The 20,537-nt window shown below is 60.6% G+C and carries 19 protein-coding genes; 8 read left to right on the top strand and 11 right to left on the bottom strand.

What is annotated here, in order from left to right; genetic code table 11:
* Positions 1–18: 18 nt before the first annotated feature.
* The 5 genes from H3L91_RS06510 to H3L91_RS06490 all read left to right on the top strand — a co-directional run bounded on the left by H3L91_RS06510 (position 19) and on the right by H3L91_RS06490 (position 7,017).
* Positions 19–1,686, top strand: a complete 1,668-nt coding sequence (locus H3L91_RS06510; protein WP_007342833.1) for an AMP-binding protein — start codon at positions 19–21, stop codon at positions 1,684–1,686.
* A 333-nt stretch (positions 1,687–2,019) separates the two neighbouring features.
* Positions 2,020–3,126 carry a bifunctional 3,4-dihydroxy-2-butanone-4-phosphate synthase/GTP cyclohydrolase II gene (gene ribBA / locus H3L91_RS06505; protein WP_040659513.1) on the top strand — a complete coding sequence of 369 codons (1,107 nt, stop codon included), beginning with the start codon at positions 2,020–2,022 and terminating at the stop codon, positions 3,124–3,126.
* Positions 3,127–3,252: 126 nt separating this feature from the next.
* Positions 3,253–3,456: a hypothetical protein gene (locus H3L91_RS06500; protein ID WP_154647203.1), complete on the top strand. Its 204-nt coding sequence runs from the start codon at positions 3,253–3,255 to the stop codon at positions 3,454–3,456.
* 80 nt (positions 3,457–3,536) lie between these two features.
* On the top strand, positions 3,537–5,306 hold the full coding sequence (dnaG, locus tag H3L91_RS06495; RefSeq protein WP_007342830.1) for a DNA primase: 1,770 nt from the start codon (positions 3,537–3,539) through the stop codon (positions 5,304–5,306).
* Between the two features lie 328 nt (positions 5,307–5,634).
* Entirely contained in the window at positions 5,635–7,017 is a 1,383-nt protein-coding gene (locus H3L91_RS06490) for a uracil-xanthine permease family protein (RefSeq protein WP_007342828.1), read from the top strand.
* Positions 7,018–7,394: 377 nt separating this feature from the next.
* Here H3L91_RS06490 and coaBC read toward each other — a convergent pair whose 3' ends face one another.
* Positions 7,395–8,582 (bottom strand): bifunctional phosphopantothenoylcysteine decarboxylase/phosphopantothenate--cysteine ligase CoaBC, encoded by a 1,188-nt coding sequence (coaBC, locus tag H3L91_RS06485; protein WP_007342827.1) that lies wholly within the window; start codon positions 8,580–8,582, stop codon positions 7,395–7,397.
* Positions 8,583–8,641: 59 nt separating this feature from the next.
* Between coaBC and H3L91_RS06480 the strand changes: the two genes are divergently transcribed.
* The 3 genes from H3L91_RS06480 (at position 8,642) to H3L91_RS06470 (ending at position 13,377) form a co-directional block, all read left to right on the top strand.
* Positions 8,642–9,397: an SDR family NAD(P)-dependent oxidoreductase gene (locus H3L91_RS06480; RefSeq protein WP_007342826.1), complete on the top strand. Its 756-nt coding sequence runs from the start codon at positions 8,642–8,644 to the stop codon at positions 9,395–9,397.
* Between the two features lie 254 nt (positions 9,398–9,651).
* Positions 9,652–12,441: a DNA gyrase subunit A gene (gyrA, locus tag H3L91_RS06475; RefSeq protein WP_007342824.1), complete on the top strand. Its 2,790-nt coding sequence runs from the start codon at positions 9,652–9,654 to the stop codon at positions 12,439–12,441.
* A 156-nt stretch (positions 12,442–12,597) separates the two neighbouring features.
* Positions 12,598–13,377 (top strand): TrmH family RNA methyltransferase, encoded by a 780-nt coding sequence (locus H3L91_RS06470; protein WP_007342823.1) that lies wholly within the window; start codon positions 12,598–12,600, stop codon positions 13,375–13,377.
* A gap of 1,154 nt (positions 13,378–14,531) precedes the next feature.
* Here the strand turns inward: H3L91_RS06470 and H3L91_RS06460 are convergent.
* The 10 genes from H3L91_RS06460 to H3L91_RS06420 all read right to left on the bottom strand — a co-directional run bounded on the left by H3L91_RS06460 (position 14,532) and on the right by H3L91_RS06420 (position 20,304).
* Complete coding sequence (locus H3L91_RS06460; RefSeq protein ID WP_182109803.1) at positions 14,532–16,226, bottom strand: DUF927 domain-containing protein; 1,695 nt, start codon at positions 16,224–16,226, stop codon at positions 14,532–14,534.
* Between the two features lie 95 nt (positions 16,227–16,321).
* Entirely contained in the window at positions 16,322–17,107 is a 786-nt protein-coding gene (locus H3L91_RS06455) for a DUF7146 domain-containing protein (RefSeq protein WP_007343961.1), read from the bottom strand.
* The gene (locus H3L91_RS12355) at positions 17,108–17,608 is read right to left on the bottom strand and encodes a primase-helicase zinc-binding domain-containing protein (RefSeq protein ID WP_007343960.1); all 501 of its coding nucleotides are present in this window, start codon (positions 17,606–17,608) and stop codon (positions 17,108–17,110) included.
* On the bottom strand, positions 17,605–17,850 hold the full coding sequence (locus H3L91_RS06450; RefSeq protein WP_182109801.1) for a hypothetical protein: 246 nt from the start codon (positions 17,848–17,850) through the stop codon (positions 17,605–17,607). Before H3L91_RS06450 ends, H3L91_RS12355 begins: the two co-directional genes overlap by 4 nt.
* A gap of 3 nt (positions 17,851–17,853) precedes the next feature.
* The gene (locus H3L91_RS06445) at positions 17,854–18,075 is read right to left on the bottom strand and encodes a hypothetical protein (RefSeq protein WP_007342819.1); all 222 of its coding nucleotides are present in this window, start codon (positions 18,073–18,075) and stop codon (positions 17,854–17,856) included.
* Positions 18,076–18,217: 142 nt separating this feature from the next.
* A complete protein-coding gene (locus tag H3L91_RS06440; RefSeq protein WP_007342818.1) occupies positions 18,218–18,535 on the bottom strand; it encodes a hypothetical protein in 318 nt (105 codons plus the stop codon).
* A gap of 256 nt (positions 18,536–18,791) precedes the next feature.
* Complete coding sequence (locus H3L91_RS06435) at positions 18,792–19,277, bottom strand: DUF1804 family protein (RefSeq protein ID WP_007342817.1); 486 nt, start codon at positions 19,275–19,277, stop codon at positions 18,792–18,794.
* 11 nt (positions 19,278–19,288) lie between these two features.
* The gene (locus H3L91_RS06430; protein WP_040659511.1) at positions 19,289–19,705 is read right to left on the bottom strand and encodes a Mor transcription activator family protein; all 417 of its coding nucleotides are present in this window, start codon (positions 19,703–19,705) and stop codon (positions 19,289–19,291) included.
* A gap of 99 nt (positions 19,706–19,804) precedes the next feature.
* Positions 19,805–20,089 (bottom strand): helix-turn-helix domain-containing protein, encoded by a 285-nt coding sequence (locus tag H3L91_RS06425; protein ID WP_007342815.1) that lies wholly within the window; start codon positions 20,087–20,089, stop codon positions 19,805–19,807.
* Positions 20,086–20,304 carry a helix-turn-helix transcriptional regulator gene (locus H3L91_RS06420; RefSeq protein WP_007342814.1) on the bottom strand — a complete coding sequence of 73 codons (219 nt, stop codon included), beginning with the start codon at positions 20,302–20,304 and terminating at the stop codon, positions 20,086–20,088. The genes H3L91_RS06425 and H3L91_RS06420 overlap by 4 nt, the downstream gene beginning before the upstream one ends.
* Between the last annotated feature and the right edge of the window lie 233 nt (positions 20,305–20,537).

Here is a 20,537-nt window from a genome sequence, read left to right as displayed (position 1 = left end):
CACCAAGAAAGACCCGACATGGAAAAACCCTGGCTCAACAGCTACGAACCCGGCATCAACGCCGAAATCGACATCACCCGCTACAAATCCATCACCGACGTATTCGCCCAAAGCGCGGCCAAATTCGCCACCAAGCCCGCCTTTCAAAACATGGGCAAAACGCTCACCTACGCCGAAACCGCCAAGCTCATCGCCGACTTCGCCTCCTACCTGCAAAACGTGCTCAAACTGCCGCGCGGCGAGCGCATCGCCATCATGCTGCCCAACCTGCTGCAATACCCCGTCGTCCTGTTCGGCGCGTTGCAGGCGGGCATGGTGGTCGTCAACACCAACCCGCTCTACACCCCGCGCGAACTCGAACACCAGCTCAAAGACAGCGGCGCGTCCGTCATCGTCGTACTGGAAAACTTCGCCGCCACCCTCCAAGCCGTGCTGCCGAACACCCAAGTCAAACACGTCATCGTCGCCTCCGTCGGCGACATGTTCGGCGCAATCAAAGGCGGCATCATCAATTTTGTGGTGCGCAAAATCAAAAAAATGGTGCCCGCCTACCACATCAAAAACGCCATCCCCTTTCAGACGGCCATGAAACAAGGCGCGGCGCAGCCCTTCCAAAAAGTGGAACTCACCCGCTCCGACACCGCCTTTTTACAATACACCGGCGGCACCACCGGCGTGGCCAAAGGCGCGGTGCTCAGCCATGGCAACATCTGCGCCAACATGATGCAGGCGGCCGAATGGATCAAAAACCGCCTGCGCCAGGGCGAAGAAACCGTCATCGCCGCCCTGCCCCTCTACCACATTTTCGCCCTCACCGTAAACCTAATGATCTTCACCGACGCCGGTTCCAAAATCGTCCTCATCACCAACCCACGCGACATGAAAGCCTTTCTCGGCGACATGAAAAAAGAGCGCGTCAGCGTCTTTGTCGGCGTGAACACCCTCTTCAACAGCCTCGTCAACAACCCCGCCTTCGCCGAACTTGATTTCAACAACCTGCGCCTCACCCTCGGCGGCGGCATGGCCACCCAGCAGGCCGTGGCCGAAAAATGGAAACGCATCACCGGCACCCCCATCGTCGAAGCCTACGGCCTCACCGAAGCCAGCCCCGGCGTCTGCTGCAACCCCTTGAACATCGAAACATACAGCGGCGGCATCGGCCTGCCCATCCCCTCCACCGAAATCGAACTGCGCGACTCAGAGGGCAACACCGTGCCGCAGGGGCAGCCGGGCGAAATGTGGGTGAAAGGCCCGCAGGTGATGCAGGGCTATTGGAACAGACCCGAAGAAACCGCCAAAGCCATCGACCCGCGCGGCTTCCTCGAAACCGGCGACATCGCCGTCATGGACGAAAAAGGCTGGTTCAAACTGGTCGACCGCAAAAAAGACCTCATCGTCGTATCCGGCTTCAACGTTTACCCCAACGAAATCGAAGAAGTCATCGCCCACAACGACAAAGTGCTGGAAGTGGCCTGCATCGGCGTGCCCAGCGACAAAACCGGCGAAGCCCTCAAAGTGTTCGTCGTAAAAAAAGACCCCAGCCTCACCAAAGAAGAACTCACCGCCTTCTGCCGCACCGAGCTGACCGCCTACAAAGTGCCCAAAGACATCGAATTCCGCGACGAACTGCCCAAATCGAATGTCGGCAAAATCCTGCGCCGCGAGCTGAAAGAAGCGCAGAAATAAAGCAAGAGGCCGTCTGAAAGCGCAGCTTCGGCACAGCCAAAACCGGTTTTTCAGACGGCCTCTTACCATCCGACCCATGCCGCCCCAAACGCAGAGTGTGTGGCGCAGCCACGCACGCAGCCTATGCGGCCAAAAAGCCCGTAGGGTGGGTCTTGACCCACCGTTTCCACCGGCATCATGAACCATACGCAGGGCGTGCCGCCCAAGGCGACGCACGCGTTCCATGCCGCCAAAAGGCCGTCTGAAAACTGTTTTTCAGACGGCCTCATTGCCATTCCCCCGCCCCGCGCATACAATCCGCCGCTTTTGCACCCACCCACGAAAGAAGCCGCCATGACCGCCGCCGTTTCCCCCATTCCCGAAATCCTCGCCGACATCAAAGCCGGCAAAATGGTCATCATCACCGACGCCGAAGACCGCGAAAACGAAGGCGATCTGATTATGGCCGCCCAGTCCGTTACCCCCGAGGCGGTCAACTTTATGATCAAACACGCACGCGGCCTCGTCTGCCTGCCGATGGCCGACGAGCTGGTCGACCGGCTCAACCTGCCGCAGATGACGCAGAAAAACGGCGCGCAATACGGCACCAACTTCACCGTGTCCATCGAAGCGGCGCAAGGCATCTCCACCGGCATTTCCGCCGCCGACCGCGCCCACACCATCCGCACGGCCGTCTCGCCGGCCGTGCGCCCCGAAGACATCGTCCAGCCCGGCCACATCTTCCCGCTGCGCGCGCAAAAAGGCGGCGTGCTGGTGCGCGCCGGCCACACCGAAGCCGCCGTCGACCTCACCCGGATGTGCGGCCTCATCCCCGCCGGCGTGATTTGCGAAATCCTCAACGACGACGGCACCATGGCGCGGATGCCCGAGCTGAAAAAATTCGCCGCCGAACACAACATCAAAATCGGCACCATCGCCGACCTCATCGAATACCGCAGCCGCACCGAAAGCCTGCTCGAAGAAATGGGCGACAGCGAAATCCGCACCCCCTGGGGCGCGTTCCGCCAGCACGTTTATGTGGACAAACTCACCGGCGAAACCCACCTCGCCCTGGTCAAAGGCCGCATCCTGCCCGAGCGCGAAACCCTGGTGCGCGTGCACGAACCCTTCGGCGTGATGGACTTCCTGCACACCGCCCCCGGCCACTCCTGGCCGCTGCCCGCCGTGCTCGAACGCCTGCAAACGTGCGAAAGCGGCGTCGCCATCCTGCTGCACCGCACCGAAGACGGCGCGTCGCTGCTCGAACGCACCCTGCCGAAAAACGCCTTCCAAATCAAAAAATGGGACAGGAAAACCTACGGCATCGGCGCGCAAATCCTCGCCGGCCTCGGTGTGAAAAAAATGCGCGTGATGGGCAAACCCTCCTCCATGAATGGCCTCACCGGCTTCGGCCTCGAAGTGGAAGGCTTTGAGGAATACGCCGCCCCCGCCGCGCAATAAGCCAAAAGGCCGTCTTAAAACGGTGCTTCAAATGAAGCCAAACCCGTTTTCAGACGGCCTTTTCGCATGGCGGCGGCAGCCTTTTTTCAGTATCCTTGCCTTATTTCGCAACCGGAGGAAAACGCCGTGAACCACCGCGCCTTCACCATAATGGTCATCCTCGTAACCTTCGCCGCCAGCCTTGTTTTCGGCGGCCTGTTCGTTTTCGATTACATCGACGGCGGCCGGTTTTTCCTGTGCATGATCGCCACCGTGCCCGCCCTGCTCGTCTTCCGCTCCGTTTACGCCTATTTCTTCTGCAAAAACAGCGACAACGAAGAACAAGAATGAAACAGGCCGTCTGAAAACACCGGCCGCACCTTGCAATAACGCCGCCCCTGCAAAGCGGGCGGCCTCCGTATTCCCGCCCCATGATTCCATCCGATTTCATAGACGAGCTGCTGTCCAAAGTCGATATTGTCGATATTATCGACCAACAAGTGCCGCTGAAAAAAAGCGGCGCGAACTACATGGCCTGCTGCCCGTTTCACAAAGAAAAAACACCGTCGTTTTCGGTGAGCCCCACCAAGCAGTTTTACCACTGCTTCAGCTGCGGCGCACACGGCTCGGCGGTGGGCTTTGTGATGGAACATCAGGGGCTGTCGTTTCCCGAGGCCGTGCAGTATCTGGCCGACCGCGTCGGCATGGTCGTGCCGCAAACGCGCGGCCGCAGCGACAATCCCGAAGCGCGGGCGCAGCGCAAAAAAACGCAGCAGACCCTCGAAGAAACCACCGCCGCCGCCGCTTCTTTTTACGCGCAGCAGCTCAAATCCTCCCCCGCCGCGCAACAATATCTGAACACGCGCGGCCTGAGCGCGGAAATCATCGCGCACTACGGCTTGGGCTACGCGCCCGAGGGCTGGCAGCCGCTCGCGCAGGTGTTCCGGCCCTATCCGAGCAGCCCGCTCATTGATAGCGGCATGGTGATACACAACGAAGAGCAAAACCGCCATTACGACCGTTTCCGCCACCGGATTATGTTCCCCATCCGCGACATACGCGGGCAGGTGATCGGCTTCGGCGGGCGCGTGCTCGACGACTCCAAGCCCAAATACCTCAATTCGCCCGACACGCCGCTGTTTGACAAAGGCAAAAACCTCTACGGCCTTTACGAAGCGCGTGCCGCCATCAAAGACGCGGGGCGGATTTTGGTGGTGGAAGGCTATATGGACGTAGTCGCCCTGTCGCAGTTCGGCATCGGCTACGGCGTGGCCGCACTGGGCACGGCTACCACCGCCGAACACGTCAAAATCCTCATGCGGCAGACCGACGACATCTATTTTTGTTTCGACGGCGACGCGGCAGGGCGCAAAGCCGCATGGCGCGCGCTGGAAAACGCCCTGCCCCAGCTCAAAGACGGCAAATCGCTGCATTTTCTGTTTCTGCCCGAAGAGCACGACCCCGACAGCTATGTCCGCGCCTTCGGCAAAGCGCAGTTTGAAGACGCGCTCATTCATCAGAGCAAACCGCTTTCCGAATATTTCTGGTACGCGCTTTCAGACGGCCTCAATCTGAACACGCAGGAGGGCAAGGCCGAACTCGTCAAAAAAGCCTCGCCGCTTCTGGCGCAGATTACCGCGCCCGCGCTCGGTTTTCTCTTGAAACAGCGTTTGGGCGAGATGGTGGGCATCGACCCGGCCGACCTCGCCGTACTGCTCGGACAAGAAATGCCGCAGCGGCGCGTACAGGCCAAAAGCTACAAACTGCCCGCCTACACCGCCCGCCAGATGCGCATGCCCACCCTCGCCCAACGCCTCATCCGCAGCCTGATGGCCAACCCCGCTTGGGCCGCGCACGTCGAACTGCCCGACTACCTCCCCCCCGAAGAAGACGCCGCCTGCCTCGTCGACATCGCCGACTTCATCCGCAGCCGCCCCACCCTGCCCGACCACGCGCAAATCTGGGAACACTTCCGGGGCAGCCGCACCGAAACCGTGCTGCACACCATCTACCGCCAAAGCGGCATGACCGATTACGACGACGCGGGCGAAGAAGACGAAACCGCCTTCGCCGACGGCCTCGCCAAACTCGCCAAATCCCTGCGCGCCGCCCAGCTCGACATCCTCAAACAAAAAACCGCCCAAGGCGGCCTCACCCCGGCGGAAAAAAAACTGCTGCTGCAACTGCTGGCCGAACGTTAGGCAAAGGCCGTCTGAAAATGGGGGTTTTCAGACGGCCTGTTCCCCATTCCGCCCATCCCGAACCTAATGTAGGGTGTGTCGCCCCAAGGCGACGCACACGTTCCCTGCTGCATAACAAAATCCGAACTTCCCCCGAAAATCCGAAACCGCGTGCGTGGCTGCGCCACACACCCTGCCTAAACGGCAAAAGGCCGTCTGAAAAACAGTTTCGGCGCAGCCAAAAACGTTTTTCAGACGGCCTCTGCCTGTTTATAATCCCGCCTTTGCAAAACTTCACATCCGCCGCCCGCCGGCGGCCGCGTTTCCCACTCCTTCCCGAAAGCACATAATGTCCGCACCCGCCCCGCAAAATGCCGATCTGGTTTACCGCCTCGAAGACAAGCCGCCCTTTGCCAACGCGCTGTTGAGCGCGGTTACGCATCTTCTGGCGATTTTCGTCCCCATGATTACCCCTGCGCTGATTGTCGGCGGCGCATTGAAACTGCCGCCCGAAATGACCGCCTATCTGGTGTCGATGGCGATGGTGGCCTCCGGCATCGGCACGTTTTTGCAGGTCAGCCGCTTCGGGCCGGTCGGCTCGGGGCTGCTCTCCATCCAGTCGGTGAACTTTTCCTTTGTCGGCGTGATGATTGCGCTGGGCAGCGGCATGAAGGAACAGGGCATGGACGTGCACGCGGTGATGTCCGCGCTTTTGGGCATCGCCTTTTGCGGCGCGTTTCTGGTGGCCGCTTCGGCCTGGCTGTTGCCCTATCTGGAAAAAGTGATCACGCCCACCGTGAGCGGCGTGGTGGTGATGATGATCGGGCTGAGCCTGATCGGCGTGGCAATCACCGAATTCGGCGGCGGCTTCGCGGCCTTGGCCGACGGCAGCTTCGGCTCGCTGCGCAACATCGGCCTGGCGGCATTCGTGCTCGCGGTGGTGCTGCTGTTCAACTGCCTGAAAAACCCGCTGCTGCGCATGAGCGGCATCGCCGTGGGCATGGTGGCGGGCTATCTGGCCGCGCTGTATCTGGGCATGGTGGATTTTTCCGTGCTGCGCGGCCTGCCGCCCGTTACCGTGCCGCAGCCCTTCAAATACGGCTTCGATTTCCGGCCCGTGCCCTTTCTCGTGGCCGCGCTGGTGTATCTTTTGAGCATTTTCGAAGCGGTGGGCGATCTGACCGCCACGGCGATGGTGTCGGGCGAAGACTACGAGGGCGCGGAGTTCCGCAAACGGCTGCGCGGCGGCGTTTTGGCCGACGGGCTGGTGTCGGTCATCGCCACCGCGCTGGGCTCGCTGCCCCTGACCACCTTCGCGCAAAACAACGGTGTGATCCAAATGACCGGCGTCGCCTCGCGCCACGTCGGCCGCTACATCGCCGCCATTTTGGTGCTGCTGGGGCTGTTTCCCGTCGTCGGCCGCGCCTTCACCACCATCCCCAGCCCGGTCATCGGCGGCGCGATGGTGCTGATGTTCGGCCTGATTACCGTGGCCGGCGTGCGCATCCTGATGAGCCACGGCATCAACCGCCGCGAAACCGTCATCGCCGCCACCTCCATCGGCCTGGGGCTGGGCGTGAGCTTCAAGCCCGAAGTGTTCGACCTGCTGCCGCTCAAAGAGCTGTTCCAAAACCCCATCTGCATGGGCGGCACCGCCGCGCTGCTGATGAACCTGCTGATGCCGCGCGACGGCGGCAGCCGGGTGTACCTGAGCGACGATTTGGAAGTGTGAGGCGCAAGGTTTGTGCAAAGGCCGTCTGAAAACCGATAAAACGTTTTTTCAGACGGCCTTTAAACGGCATAGAACGCGTGCGTCGCCTCGGGGCGACACACCCTACGTCGGGTTCGGTATGGATGGGATGGGGAAACAGGCCGTCTGAAAAACAAATCTGAGCTTTCAGACGGCCTCTTGCCGCATAGGTAGGGTGTGTGGCGCAAGCCACACACGCGGTTTGGTTTTTTTTTTTGGAAAGGCGTGGATTCGTTGTGTGGAGCAGACCGCGTGCGTCGCCTCGGAGGGCGACACCCCCTACCTTAGATCCGGCATGGGAGTATGTGAAACAGGCCGTCTGAAAACGGGCTTTCAGACGGCCTCTGCGCCTTTCTCCGTTACCCTTCGTCCAACAAATGCGCGATGCGCCCGACGATGGCGGCCGCCGCTTGGTCTTTGCCGCTTTCGGGCAGGGCGGTTTCGCCGTGTTTGTCGATCAGGGTGATTTGGTTGTCGTCGCCGCCCATGGCCAGGGACACGTCGTTGGCGGCGATGAGGGGGATGTTTTTTTTCAGGCGTTTGGCGCGGGCGTATTCCAGCACGTTGCGGCTTTCGGCGGCGAAGCCGACGCAGAAGGGCGGGTGCGGCAGGGCGGCGGCGGCGGCGAGGATGTCGGGGTTTTCGGCCAGTTCGATAACGGGCGGCGTGCCGCTGCCGTCTTTTTTGATTTTGTGCGCGGCGGCGTTTTTTACGGTGTAGTCGGCCACGGCGGCCACGGCGATGAAGATGTCGTTGTCGGCGGCGCGTGCCATGACTTCGCGGTACATGTCCTGCGCGCGGGCGGCGGAGACGGTTTCGTGCAGGGCGGCGGGCAGGGCGGCCTGCATCAGGCCGTGCACGAGGGTAACGCGCGCGCCGGCGGCGCGGCAGGCGCGGGCGAGTGCCGCGCCCATTTTGCCGCTGGACAGGTTGGTGATGCCGCGCACGGGGTCGATGGGCTCGAAGGTGGCACCGGCGGTGATGAGCACGTTTTTGCCGCGCAGGATTTTTTCCGTCCACAAATCGGGCAGCAGTTCGGCCAGTGTGGCGGGCTCGGCCATGCGCCCTTCGCCGGTTTCGCCGCAGGCCAGATCGCCGCTTTCGGGCGGGAAGACGGTGATGCCGTCGGCGGTGAGTTGGGCGATGTTGCGTTGGTTGGCCGGATTGCGCCACATGTGCACGTTCATGGCGGGCGCGGCGGCCAGCGGGCAGGTGCGGGCGGCGGCGAGGTTGGTGAGCAGGTTGTCGGCGATGCCGTTCGCGATTTTGGCGAGGGTGTTGGCAGTGGCGGGGGCGATGAGGAAGGCGTCGGCTTCGCGGGTGAGGCGGATGTGCGCCATGCCGTCAGCGGCCGCGCCGTCGTGGGTTTCGCTCAAAACGGGGTTGCCGCTGAGGGCTTGGAAGGTGAGTGGGGAGACGAATTCGGCGGCGGCGCGGCTCATGGCGACGCTCACTTCGTGCCCTTGTTTTTTTAACAGGCGCACGAGTTCGCAGGCTTTGTAGGCGGCAATGCCGCCGCTGACGCCGAGCAGGATGTGTTTGGGCATGGCGGTGTTCCGTTTGCGGGTAAAATGGCGCGCATTGTAGCGTATGAAAAAGGGTTTTTATGGACAAGCTGATCATCACCGGCCACACGCGCGGGCTGGGGCGGGCGCTGGCGGAACTCTATCTGCAACGCGGCTGGCAGGTTTTGGGACTGGCGCGGGGGGCGGCGGCTTTGCGGCCGTCTGAAAACCTGCATCAGGTGTCAATCGATTTGGCCGACGGCGCGGCTTTGGCTGCCTGGCTTTCAGACACGTCATCCCCGCATGGTGGAGACGGGGGCGGCCTGCTGTGGGATTTTCTGGCCGATGCAGGCAAAATCCTGTTAATCAACAACGCCGCCGCCGTGTCGCCCAACGCCGTTTCGGGGCGGCAGAGGCCGTCTGAAATCCTGTCTGCCGTGTCGTTAAACGTGGCCGCGCCGCTGCTGCTGGCCAACGCGGTTTTGGCGGCGCGGCCTGCGCTGGTGCCGCTGGACATCCTGCACATCGGCAGCGGCGCGGGGCGCAAAAGCTACGCCGGTTGGAGCGTGTACGGCACAAGCAAGGCCGCGCTCGACCACCACGCCCGCTGTTTGGCGGCGGAGCATCATGAAAACGTGCGCGCCGCCTGCCTCGCCCCGGGCGTGGTGGACACCGACATGCAGGCGCAAATCCGCGCGTCGGACGCGGCGGCCTTCCCGCTCAAAGGCCGTTTCGTGTCGCTGAAAAACGAAGGCGGCTTGCAGACGGCGGCCGATACGGCGGCAAAAATCGCGGCCTATGTCGAATCGGAACGCTTCGGCACGGAAGCGGCGGCGGACATCCGCGATTTTTGGTGAGACACGGAAAACGGCGGCGCGGACAAGCGTGAGGCCGTCTGAAAAAATGCGTAAGGCTTTTTAACTCTGTTGGAGCTGCGCTTTTCAGACGACCTCTTCGCGCCTGCGCCGTACCTAACGGGGCAAACCGACGCAGAGGCCGTCTGAAAACACACACCGCCTTTTAACTTCGCCGAAACTTCGCTTTCAGACGGCCTCAAAGCCTTTTGTGCTAAAATCGCGCGTTATTTTTGTTCCCGCAAAGCCCCACAGCCATGACCGACGATACCATCCGCCACGACCACAAATTCGCCCTCGAAACCCTGCCCGTCAGCCTTGAAGACGAGATGCGCAAAAGCTATCTCGATTACGCCATGAGCGTGATTGTCGGCCGTGCGCTGCCCGATGTGCGCGACGGTTTGAAGCCGGTGCACCGCCGCGTTCTGTATGCGATGCACGAGCTCAAAAACAACTGGAACGCCGCCTACAAAAAATCGGCGCGCATCGTCGGCGACGTGATCGGTAAATACCACCCCCACGGCGACTCTGCGGTGTACGACACCATCGTGCGCATGGCGCAGGATTTTTCCATGCGCTATGTCTTGGTGGACGGTCAGGGCAACTTCGGCTCGGTGGACGGCGACGGCGCGGCGGCCATGCGTTATACCGAAATCCGCATGGCGAAAATCGCCCACGAAATGCTGGCCGACATCGAAGAAGAAACCGTCAATTTCGGCCCCAACTACGACGGCAGCGAACACGAGCCGCTGGTGCTGCCCACCCGCTTCCCCGCGCTTTTGGTCAACGGCTCCTCGGGCATCGCCGTGGGCATGGCCACCAACATCCCGCCGCACAACCTCACCGACACCGTCAACGCCTGCCTGCACCTTTTAGACGCGCCCGAAACCGACATCGACGAGTTGATCAACATCCTCCAAGCCCCCGATTTCCCCACCGGTGCCACCATTTACGGCCTCTCCGGCGTGCGCGAAGGCTACAAAACCGGACGCGGCCGCGTGGTCATGCGCGGCAAAACCCACATCGAGCCCATCGGCAAAAACGGCGAACGCGAAGCCATCATCATCGACGAGATTCCCTATCAGGTAAACAAAGCCAAGCTGGTGGAAAAAATCGGTGATTTAGTGCGCGACAAAACGCTGGAAGGCATCGCCGATCTGCGCGACGAATCCGACAAATCCGGTATGCGTGTGGTGATCGAGCTCAAACGCAACGAAAACGCCGAAGTCGTGCTCAACCAGCTCTACAAACTCACCCAGCTTCAAGACAGCTTCGGCATCAATATGGTTGCGCTGGTAGACGGCCAGCCGCGCCTGCTCAACCTCAAACAGATTCTCAGCGAATTTCTGCGCCACCGCCGCGAAGTCGTTACCCGCCGCACCCTGTTCCGCCTAAAAAAAGCGCGGCACGAAGGCCACATCGCCGAGGGCAAAGCGGTGGCCTTGTCCAACATCGACGAAATGATCCGCCTGATCAAAGAATCCGCCGACGCGCCCGAAGCCAAAGAAAAACTGCTCGCCCGCGCATGGCGCAGCAGCCTAGTGGAAGACATGCTCGGCCGCACCGATTTGGATTTGCGCATGGCGCGTCCCGAAGGGCTGCCCGCAAATCTCGGTTTGCAGGGTGAAGGCTACTATTTGAGCGAAATTCAGGCCGACGCGATTTTGCGCATGAGCCTGCGCAACCTCACCGGCCTCGATCAGGAAGAAATCGTCGGCGACTACAAAAACATCATGGCAAAAATCATTGATTTTCTGGATATTCTCGCCAAACCCGAACGCATCACGCAAATCATCCGCGAAGAATTGGAAGAAATCAAAACCGGCTTCGGCGACGGGCGCAAGAGCGAAATCAACCCCTTCGGCGGTGACATTGCCGACGAAGACCTGATTCCCCAGCGCGAAATGGTGGTAACGCTTACCCACGGCGGCTACATCAAAACCCAGCCTACCACCGATTATCAAGCCCAGCGTCGAGGCGGTCGCGGCAAACAGGCCGCCGCCACCAAAGACGAAGACTTCATCGAAACCCTGTTTGTCGCCAACACCCACGACTATCTGATGTGTTTCACCAACTTGGGAAAATGCCATTGGATCAAGGTGTACAAACTGCCCGAAGGCGGGCGCAACAGCCGAGGCCGCCCGATTAATAACGTGATCCAGCTTGAAGAGGGTGAAAAAGTTTCCGCCATTCTCGCCGTGCGCGAGTTCCCCGAAGACCAATACGTCTTCTTCGCCACCGCGCAGGGCATGGTGAAAAAAGTGCAGCTTTCCGCGTTTAAAAACGTGCGCGCACAAGGCATCAAAGCCATCGCCCTCAAAGAAGACGACTGCCTCGTCGGCGTGGCCAAAACCGGCGGTTCAGACGACATCATGCTGTTCTCCAACCTCGGCAAAGCCATCCGCTTTAACGAATTTTGGGAAAAAACCGGCAGCGACGACGCGGAAGAAACCGACAACGAAAACGACGTTTCAGACGACCTTTCCGACTCCGAGGACGAAGAAGGCGGCGACACCGCCGCAATCAGCGGCAAACACGGCGTGCGCCCGAGCGGACGCGGCAGCGGCGGCCTGCGCGGTATGCGCCTGCCCGAAAACGGCCGCATCGTCAGCCTGATCACCTTCGCCCCCGAGTGCGAACAGGGCGATCTGCAAGTGCTCACCGCCACCGCCAACGGCTACGGCAAACGCACCCCGATTGCCGATTACAGCCGCAAAAACAAAGGCGGACAAGGCAATATCGCCATCAACACCGGCGAGCGCAACGGCGATTTGGTTGCCGCCACGCTGGTGGGCGAAAGCGACGATCTGATGCTGATTACCAGCGGCGGCGTGCTCATCCGCACCAAAGTCGATCAAATCCGCGAAACCGGCCGCGCCGCCGCAGGCGTGAAACTGATCAACCTCGACGAAGGCGAACAGCTCGTCAGCCTCGAGCGCGTGGCCGAAGAGCCGGAAGACACCGCTGCCGAAGACGAGAGTGATGCCGACACCGGCGCGCTTGAAAACGAAGCGGAAAACAAGGGCGCGGAAGAAGCAGAGGAATAAGCCCCGCGCAGGCAAAAGGCCGTCTGAAAACACTTTTTCAGACGGCCTCTCCCTTCACTGCGCACCCGCCAAGCACAGGCCGTCTGAAAGCGTCGCTTCAACGAAGTGAAAACGAAGCCGCAACACAGTCAAAACACCGTTCCAAAACAAACACCCATGAAACAAATCGCCTCCCCGCACAACACGCAGCTCAAACACCTCGCCAAACTCGGCGTGTCGGCCAAATACCGCCGCCAATACCGCCAAACCGTACTCGAAGGCGCGCACCTGCTCGACGCGCTGCTGCAAAGCGGCGCGCAGCCGCAACAAGTCTTCATCGCACAAAGCCGCCTGCACACCCCCGAAACACAAAGCCTGCTCGCGCGTCTGCCGTCCGAAAACACCGCCGCCGTCGAAGACCGCCTGCTAGCCAAAGCCTCCGCCCTCTCCGACGGCGGCGGCATCCTCAGTCTGGTCGAAATCCCCGAAACCGCCGCCCCGCCGCAAAACGGTGACTGCGTCGTACTCGAACGCATCCAAGACCCCGGCAACATCGGCACCATCCTGCGCAGCGCAGCGGCGGCGGGCGTGCGCCAAATCATCGCCGGCGAAGGCTGCGCCGACCTCTGGTCGCCAAAAGTCCTCCGTGCCGCCATGGGCGCGCACTTCCTGCTGCGCCTCCACCCCGCCTCCAACCTCGCCGTATGGAGGCAAACCTACCGCGAACCCCTGTTTGCCACCGCCCTCACCGCCAACAGCACCCCCCTCTACCGCCTCAACCTGCGCCCCCCCTGCGCCTGGCTGTTCGGCAACGAAGGCGGCGGCCTCACCGCCGCCGCCCGCAACACCGCCACCCGCACAGTAAAAATCCCCATGTCCGGCGCAACCGAATCCCTCAACGTCGCCATGGCCGCCACCGTCTGCCTGTTCGAGCAACTGCGCCAGCGGTCGGAGTGAACGCAAGAACTACTGAGACTATTGATATTTAAGAGAACCTAAAACACCACCGTAAGGCCGGTTTTCAACAAAATCTGCATACAGAAAAGGCCGTCTGCCAGCTTGTAGGGCTTGGCGGCGGGCTTGGCATTCCTGATTTGGCGGTCGTTTAGCGGCATTTTGGGGGTATTTTTCGAGGGTGTTTGCAGATGCCTCCAATACCCCCGCGATTTGGTCGATTCAATCAGACGGGATTAGACGGCGTTAGACGGTCAAGGCGGGGAAACGGCGGGCGTGAATTTGATGCAAAGCCTTATACGGCGGGATTTTGGTTTACGGCATTAGACGGCGTTAGACGTAAAAAAACAGCCCGCACGTTGGGGCTGTTTTTTATATTGGTGCGACAGCTAGACTTGAACTAAATACTTAATACATTGATTTTTATAAACTGTTTAAACAGCAAAAACCAAAATACCCCCAAAAATACCCCCATTTTGCAAAGGTCAGGCGGTTTTTTGGCTGTTTTGTGTTTTTTCCGCCGTCATCTGCGCCGCCGTTTCCGGCGGTTTTTTTTCGTGGTTGGCTTGCATTCGGATTGAATATACCGTAAGGGTGGCCGTCGGGCAGGCGGGAAAACATGCGTATATAAAACGCAAAACGCGTTTTTTAGTGGGTATGTGGGAATTTACATTTTATCTTTTTGTTTATATTGTAAAAAGTGCATACCCACATACATAAATTTACTGGGTAGCCCGTGGGTATGTGGGTATGCGGTGCTTCCAAGTGTTTGTTTTTTAACTCATACCCAGCATACCCACAACATACCCACGTAAATTTATTCAGTGGGTATGCAAAGATGCCCGTATATCAAGGCTTTCAGAGGCGCATACCCACATACCCACTAAAAACGCGTTTTTCTCGCGCGTATAGCGTTTTTTTGATGAAACAATCACGGCTGATTGTTTCCTGATAGGAAAACTTCACGCAGGGCGCAAAAGCGGCGTTTTTAGCGCGTTTGGCGGTGTGATAATGGTTGGTATGGGAAAGGTTGGAAAAGGCCGTCTGCGTGCATCTGTGGGGCGGAAAAGGGCATGTTGCGAGGTTTGGCTGTTTGAGGGCATGAAAAAACCGCCTTGCGGCGGTTTGTTTAACGGGGTTTTTCAGACGGCCTTTGCTTATTCGGCTTCGGGCGGCTCTGCGCCGAGTAGTACATAAAAGCGGCCTTTGCCGTATTTCTTGCATTTCCAGCGGCCATCCGCCGCTTTCATCATCCAGCCGATGCCGTGCAAGACGGCGCAGGCTTTGTTTTTGTCTCTGCCCTTCATGATTTCGTCCTCGAAAATGACGGGGATTATCCAGTATTCGGCCTTTTCGCCCTGCCCGTTGTCTTTGCGGTAGCCTGCATGGTCGCGGTTGGTGTATTCGTCGCGCCAGTCGGCAAAGCGCAGGCCGTGGGCGTGTTGCTGCATGAAGGCGGCCATGTTGCGGATGATTTGGTGGTCTTCATGTTTGCCGCTGCCGTTGTCGGCGTGCCATTCGTCAAAGCATTGCTTGATACCGGCCATGCCGACACCGGCAGGCAGGGCGGTTATGTCGGCGGCCAGTTCCAGCGCGGCGGCGGCAAGGGCGAAGCGGCGGGCGACGCGGGCGGCTTGGCCGTCCATCTCGGGCAGGGCGGCAAGGAATGCTTCAAAGGCGGCGCGGATGGTGTCGGCGGGCAGGGTTTGCAGTTTGGCTATCCATGCGCGGATGGCCGTGCCGTGGTATTGCCGGGCGGCCTGTTGCAGGTGGTCGGCAAGGGCTGCGCCGTTGGGGTGGCCGTGCAGGGTGTCGAAGATGCCGTAGCGGGCGGCGGCGCGGATGCTGGGAAGGCGCACGGCCTGCCCTGCTTCCCATGTTTCGCCCGCCCGTTCCATGTAGGCTTGCAGGGCGTATTCGCCGGTTGAGAACAGCAGGATGCGCCATTCTTGGGCGGGGCGGTTGCCGCCCTCTTTCGCGCCCTGAATCTTGGATTTGCCGTTGATGACGGAATAGGCGGTTTTGCTTACGGTTTTGGGGTGGGCTTCGCCGATTTCGTCGAGAACAAGCAAACCGTCGTTGCGGGCAAGGGCGGCATTGGAAAAGCCTAAATCCGTGCCGCGCCATGCGAGTTTGAGGGCGGCGGGCGTGCCGTAGACGGACAGGCCGACAAGGGCGGCGGTGGTTTTGCCGTCGGATGAGTCGCCGTAGATGTGGAAGCCGCCGTTTGCTTCGCCGAACAGGTGCAGCAGCGGGGCGGCCAGTGCCGTGCCGATTGCCAGCAGCAAGCGGGAATTACCGGCGGCGCGGGCGGCTATTTCGCGCTGCCAGTCGGCAAGGCTGCCGCTTTGGGTGTAGGCGGGGGCGGGGTCGCCGTTGTAGATGATGTGTTCTTTGTCTGAAACGATGGTTTCGCCGTTGGGCAGGATGTAGCCGCCGCCGTGCCAGCCTGCTTTATCGGTTACGGTGTATGGGGTGGTTTGGCCGTCTGTTTGCAGGTAGTCGGCCAGCAGTTCGCGTTTGCGCCGTCCGCTCATGACGGTTATGCCCCATCCTTGCAGACGCTGCCAGCTTGGCGGTGTGCCGATGTCGGCGCAGGATAGCGCGGCGGTTTTGCTTTGGCGGGTGAGGGTGTCCCGCCATTGGATGATGCGGTAGTAGTGGCCGCCCGCGTCGATGCCCCGCCCGATTAGTTCGATTTGGTCGGACAGGCGCAGGGGCGGTTTTTCGATGATGCCGCCGTCTTTGTCGGTTTCAATGTGGCAGTAGTAAACGCCGCTGCGGGTGCAGTCGTAGTAGGGGCGGTCGGCCACGGGTTCAAAGTGGGCTAACGGGTCGTTTGCTGCGCTCATGGTGTCTGCTTTCTGTGTTTGCTGCGCCTCTGTTGCGTTTTCCTGCGGTTTGGGCGCATGGGTAAGGGGGTGGGACGTCTGAATGGGGAAGCGGGCTATACGGGCGGTTTTGGGGCGTTTGTAGCGGCCTGCCGCCTGTTCAGTTCGTCCAGTGCGTCAAAGCCCGCTGTTTCAGGCTGCCAGATGCCGCCGCCTATGCCTGCGCGGGCAGCGCGGCGGGTGAGGGCTTCGGCGGCCTTGCGGCCTGTTTGACTATGGTCGTTGTCGGCGGCGATTAGCAGGGTTTCCGTGCCGTGCGGCCATTGCAGGTTTTGCAGGCCGTGGGCGGACAGGGCGGCTATGGCCGGTGTTTGGAACAGCTGCCATGCGGCAAGGGCGGTTTCTATGCCCTCCGCTGCGATGATGCGGCCTTGAAAATCGGGCGGGTAAAGGTGTACCGCCGCGCCGTGCAATGCTCCGCCGTAGCGGGCGGCCATTTTCTTGGCGGGCAGGGGGTCGCCCGTGTCGGGGTGGATGCCTGCGAACTTGCGCCCGTCTGTTTGCAGGTAGGTTTTGTGCAAGCCCTGCAATGTGCCGTCGGGGGTGCGGATGGCGGCCAGCATGGCGGGGCAGCTGCCGATGCAGGCGGGGCGGTTGTCGGCGCAGCGGGTTATCCAGTAGGGCAAGGCGGGGCAGTAGCGCAAATCGGGGCAGGCGTCGAACAGTTCGGGCGAAAGGCCGCGCCCTTTGAGGTACAGGGCGGCGGGCGTGCCGTCTATCGGGGCGGCGGCGTTGAAAAGGCGGATTAGTTCGGGCTGTTTGTCGGGTTTCGGCTCGGGGCTTTCAGGCTGCCTTGCGGCGGGCGGGTTTTCAGACGGACTCATGCCAAGCAAGGCGGCCACTTAGCGGGCGGCTTCGGCAAATGTCCAGCCATACACCAGCATGAGTAAATCAAAGCCGCTGCCGCCTTCGGGGGTGCATTGGTTGCAGATGTAGCCGCCGCCGTCTTGGTAGTCTGTGTAGCGGTAGCGGTCTTTGCCTCCGCAATGGGGGCAGGGACGGTGTCTGCGTTTGTCCAGCAGGTCGGCGGGGATGCCTAGCGCGGCATGGATGGCAGGCCAGCGGCCTTGCGCGGCGGCTTTGAGGTCGGATAAGTCGGGGCGGTTCATTCGGCGGCCCCTATCAGGATGGCGTCGGGGGCTTGCGCCGCGAAAGAAGAAGGGCGGCAGGGTTTGGCTGATGTGCCGTTTGATAACGGGATGGCGGGCGGCGTAGATGTCGCAGGCGGCTTCCGCTTCTTCGCGGGTGGGAAACTCGCCGATGGGGGCGTAGCACTCTGTGTAGGCTTCTCCGGCCACGGGGCGGGGGTTGGGGATGGTTACAACGGCGATATAGGGTTTCATTGCGTTCTCCTTTCGGGCGTTTCGGGCAGGATGCCCATGCTTTCGGGGCTTGCGCCTGCCGCTTCCAGCACGGCATGCAGCAGGCTGCGCATTTGGGCGGCGGTTGCTTGGTTTTCGGGGTGGGCGCAGGATGTTTGGCCGCATTTCGGGCAGGGCGGCAGGGTAAGAATCCGCGCCTTTTCCTCTGTGCTTAAATCCAGTTTTACCAGCCCTGCGAGTAGAACGGCGGTTGCGTCTTTCACGGCTTACCCCCTTGCAGAATCAGGCAGCCGCCTGCCTTGAAAGAAAAAGCGCGGCAGGGCTTGGCTGATACGGCTTTCCTGTACTAGGTTTTCTGCGGCGTAGAGGTCGATAGCGGCCTGCGCCTGTTCGGGTGTGGGGTATGCACCAAGCGATGCCCAAACGTGTGTAAAGGCTTCGCCCGCGCGGGCTTTGGGGTTGGGGATGGATACAACGGCGATAAACATGGCTTTGCCTTTCTTCCCGCGCAACTGGCGCAATAATGGCTTTGTGTGCGCTTTTGGCGGGGTTTGGGGTATGGGAAAGGGGTAGATATGCCCCGCGCCGCAAAAGGCCGTCTGAAAGCCTGTGCGGGGCGGGAATGGGGGATTAGCAGCCCTGCGCCTTGTCGGCGGCCTCTACGGCTTCCCAAAGGGCATAGGCGTGCGGCTCGGGCGGGCGGACGTTTTCGGCCAGCGATGCCAGCAGTTCAAGCTGGTATCGGGCGGTTTGGATGTCGCCTGTTTCCAGCAGGCGGCGGGCGGTCATGCCGATGGTGTCGGCGTGTTTGAGAAAGGCGATGAAGTCAAACAGGGATGTTGATGCCTGTTCGGCAAGGGCGCGGGGAATGGTTACGGTTTTTTCCTGATGGGAAACGGGGGATGTTTGGATAGATTGCGCGTCGGCGCGGGTTTGAAGTTTTGCCATTTGATGGCCTCCTAAGTTTTTTGAGAGTTTGAGAATCCCCAAAATTGGGGGCGGTGCTCTCTCCGGTAACTTAGAAACCGGCCTGCGCCTTACGGTTGGCAGACACCGCCATAGCTTGACGGCTGCGCCTGAAAAGTTTTCAGACGGCCTGAAAGATATAGGCGTGAAAAATCGGCGTTTCACCCTGCCGATTCGGGCTAAGTTTTTTTGGAGAGAGAGGCCGCGATTCTGCAATCTCTGGGTTTGGTTGTCAAGTTCAGACGGCCTTTTCCAGCACTTCGCCGAAAGGCTCGATGATTTCGGCCAGCGCGGCGGCGTGCTGCGGATAACGTTCCACCGTAAAGGCCGTCAGCAAGCCCAGCGCGCGCACTGCCGCCGCCAAATCCGAGGTTTCCGGCATCAGCCGCTTGTTGGCGGCGACGGTTTTCGCCAACGCGTCGGCCAGCGTCGCCAGCACTTCGGCACGCTTGACGGCGGGCAAATCGGGGTCGGCCTCCAAATCCAACGCCGCCTTGTCATACTGCCCCATCATGCGGCGCAGCACGCCCTGCGCCGTCGCCTCCACGTTTGACAGCGTGTACACCGCCCGTAGTCTGTTCCAGTCGTCGCCTGCGGCCTTGGCCTCGGCCTTCCATGCGTAGGCGGTTCGCAGGCATATCCCGCAGTCTGCCGCCGCCGTTTCCATGTTTGCGCCGTTGATGTAGGCGTTGCGCAGGGCTTGGCGTGTCGTTTCGTGATGCATGGTTTATCCTTTCATTCGCTGCGTTTGAGGATGTTGAAGATTGCCCGTTGGCTCAATCCGTAGCGGCGGGCAAGGGCGGCGGGGGTCATGCCCGAACCTTCCGCCATATCGTAGGCGGCGCGGATTTCGCGGTTGCGCAGCACTTCCCGCGCCTTGCGGCAGGCCGGTATGGCAATGTTGCGCTGTTGTCCGTAGGCGGCGGCAAGGCGCAGGGCGGCGGCTTCGCCGATAAGGGCGGCAATACGGGCGGTGCGCCGCCTGCCCTGTTTCGTTGCGCCTTTGGCAACGGGGTATTGTTCCCCGCCATGCTCGGACACCAGCAGTAGGGCGGTTTGCGTACCGGCCACGGTTTCCAGTTGCAGGAAGGTATCGGGCAGGTAGGGGCGGACAGTCGGCAGGTTTTCGGGGGTGAGTTTGGGCAGTTTCATGTTTTCCAATTCGGCAAGGTTAGGGGTGTTTGCTGTTGTTTTCTGCCATATCATTGCTTGAAAACGATATTTCACGCAATAAAATTGCAATAATTGCAGTTATGCCAGCGTGAATACTCCGCGCTTGACGGTTTTGCCGTGCTTGTTCTCATGGGCGGTCATGGTGCAGACAACGGGGAAGCCCGCCGCCCTGATTTCGTTGATGCGGGCGGTAAAGGCCATGATGCCCATCTGTGCGGCTTCGTAATGGGTAAGGCTCTGCCCGCTTTGCAGGATGGCAAGGATTTCCGCGTTTTGGCTGTTGGGGCGGAAAGGGTTACAATGGCGGCTCGCTTTCTGTGCCGCGCCTGAAATGCCTTTACCGGTGTTTCGGGCGTTTTTCATTGGGCGGCCTCCCGTGCTGCGGCTAAATCGGCCATGTAGGCGGCCACTTCGTCGGCAGGCCAGCGGGTAGCGTTGGCGGATACTTTGACGGGCTTGGGAAAGTTTGGGCGGTAGTGGCGGCTTTTGGGGTTGTTCCAGTTCCAAATTGTCGATACGGAAACGCTGAAAGCCTGCGCAAGGCCGTTGGCGTCGATAAAGCTCGGTATGGTTTGCATAGTCTGCCTTTCTGCCGTGTTGGGCGTGGTTGGATGATGGGCGGATGGTAGGCGGGCGGGCGGCTTTCCCCCGCAAAGTCCCGTTTCAGTACAAAGGCCGCTTTTTTTGCTTGGAAAGGGAAAAGGCCGCCCGAACGGTGTTTCAGGCGGCCTTTCAATCGGGCGTAAAAAAGCCCGCATTTCTGCGGGCGGCGGTTTCAGACGGCCTTTACTCGAACGGGTCAAACAGTTTC

The sequence above is a fragment of the Neisseria bacilliformis genome (assembly GCF_014055025.1).
In the GTDB taxonomy this organism is placed as follows: Bacteria; Pseudomonadota; Gammaproteobacteria; order Burkholderiales; family Neisseriaceae; genus Neisseria; species Neisseria bacilliformis.
Note: the sequence above shows the minus strand (reverse complement) of the source record. Positions and strands in the feature narration are given on the sequence as shown.

Bases quoted from the DNA above. Each gene is read 5' to 3' on its own strand.
- H3L91_RS06480 (WP_007342826.1), top strand. From the start codon at position 8,642: ATGGACAAGCTGATCATCACCGGCCACACGCGCGGGCTGGGGCGGGCG.
- H3L91_RS06510 (WP_007342833.1), top strand. From the start codon at position 19: ATGGAAAAACCCTGGCTCAACAGCTACGAACCCGGCATCAACGCCGAA.
- H3L91_RS06440 (WP_007342818.1), bottom strand. From the start codon at position 18,535: ATGGCAAAACTTCAAACCCGCGCCGACGCGCAATCTATCCAAACATCC.
- H3L91_RS06445 (WP_007342819.1), bottom strand. From the start codon at position 18,075: ATGTTTATCGCCGTTGTATCCATCCCCAACCCCAAAGCCCGCGCGGGC.
- H3L91_RS06460 (WP_182109803.1), bottom strand. From the start codon at position 16,226: ATGAGCGCAGCAAACGACCCGTTAGCCCACTTTGAACCCGTGGCCGAC.
- dnaG (WP_007342830.1), top strand. From the start codon at position 3,537: ATGATTCCATCCGATTTCATAGACGAGCTGCTGTCCAAAGTCGATATT.
- H3L91_RS06490 (WP_007342828.1), top strand. From the start codon at position 5,635: ATGTCCGCACCCGCCCCGCAAAATGCCGATCTGGTTTACCGCCTCGAA.
- coaBC (WP_007342827.1), bottom strand. From the start codon at position 8,582: ATGCCCAAACACATCCTGCTCGGCGTCAGCGGCGGCATTGCCGCCTAC.
- ribBA (WP_040659513.1), top strand. From the start codon at position 2,020: ATGACCGCCGCCGTTTCCCCCATTCCCGAAATCCTCGCCGACATCAAA.
- H3L91_RS06435 (WP_007342817.1), bottom strand. From the start codon at position 19,277: ATGCATCACGAAACGACACGCCAAGCCCTGCGCAACGCCTACATCAAC.
- H3L91_RS06470 (WP_007342823.1), top strand. From the start codon at position 12,598: ATGAAACAAATCGCCTCCCCGCACAACACGCAGCTCAAACACCTCGCC.
- H3L91_RS06430 (WP_040659511.1), bottom strand. From the start codon at position 19,705: ATGAAACTGCCCAAACTCACCCCCGAAAACCTGCCGACTGTCCGCCCC.
- gyrA (WP_007342824.1), top strand. From the start codon at position 9,652: ATGACCGACGATACCATCCGCCACGACCACAAATTCGCCCTCGAAACC.
- H3L91_RS12355 (WP_007343960.1), bottom strand. From the start codon at position 17,608: ATGAAACCCTATATCGCCGTTGTAACCATCCCCAACCCCCGCCCCGTG.
- H3L91_RS06420 (WP_007342814.1), bottom strand. From the start codon at position 20,304: ATGCAAACCATACCGAGCTTTATCGACGCCAACGGCCTTGCGCAGGCT.
- H3L91_RS06425 (WP_007342815.1), bottom strand. From the start codon at position 20,089: ATGAAAAACGCCCGAAACACCGGTAAAGGCATTTCAGGCGCGGCACAG.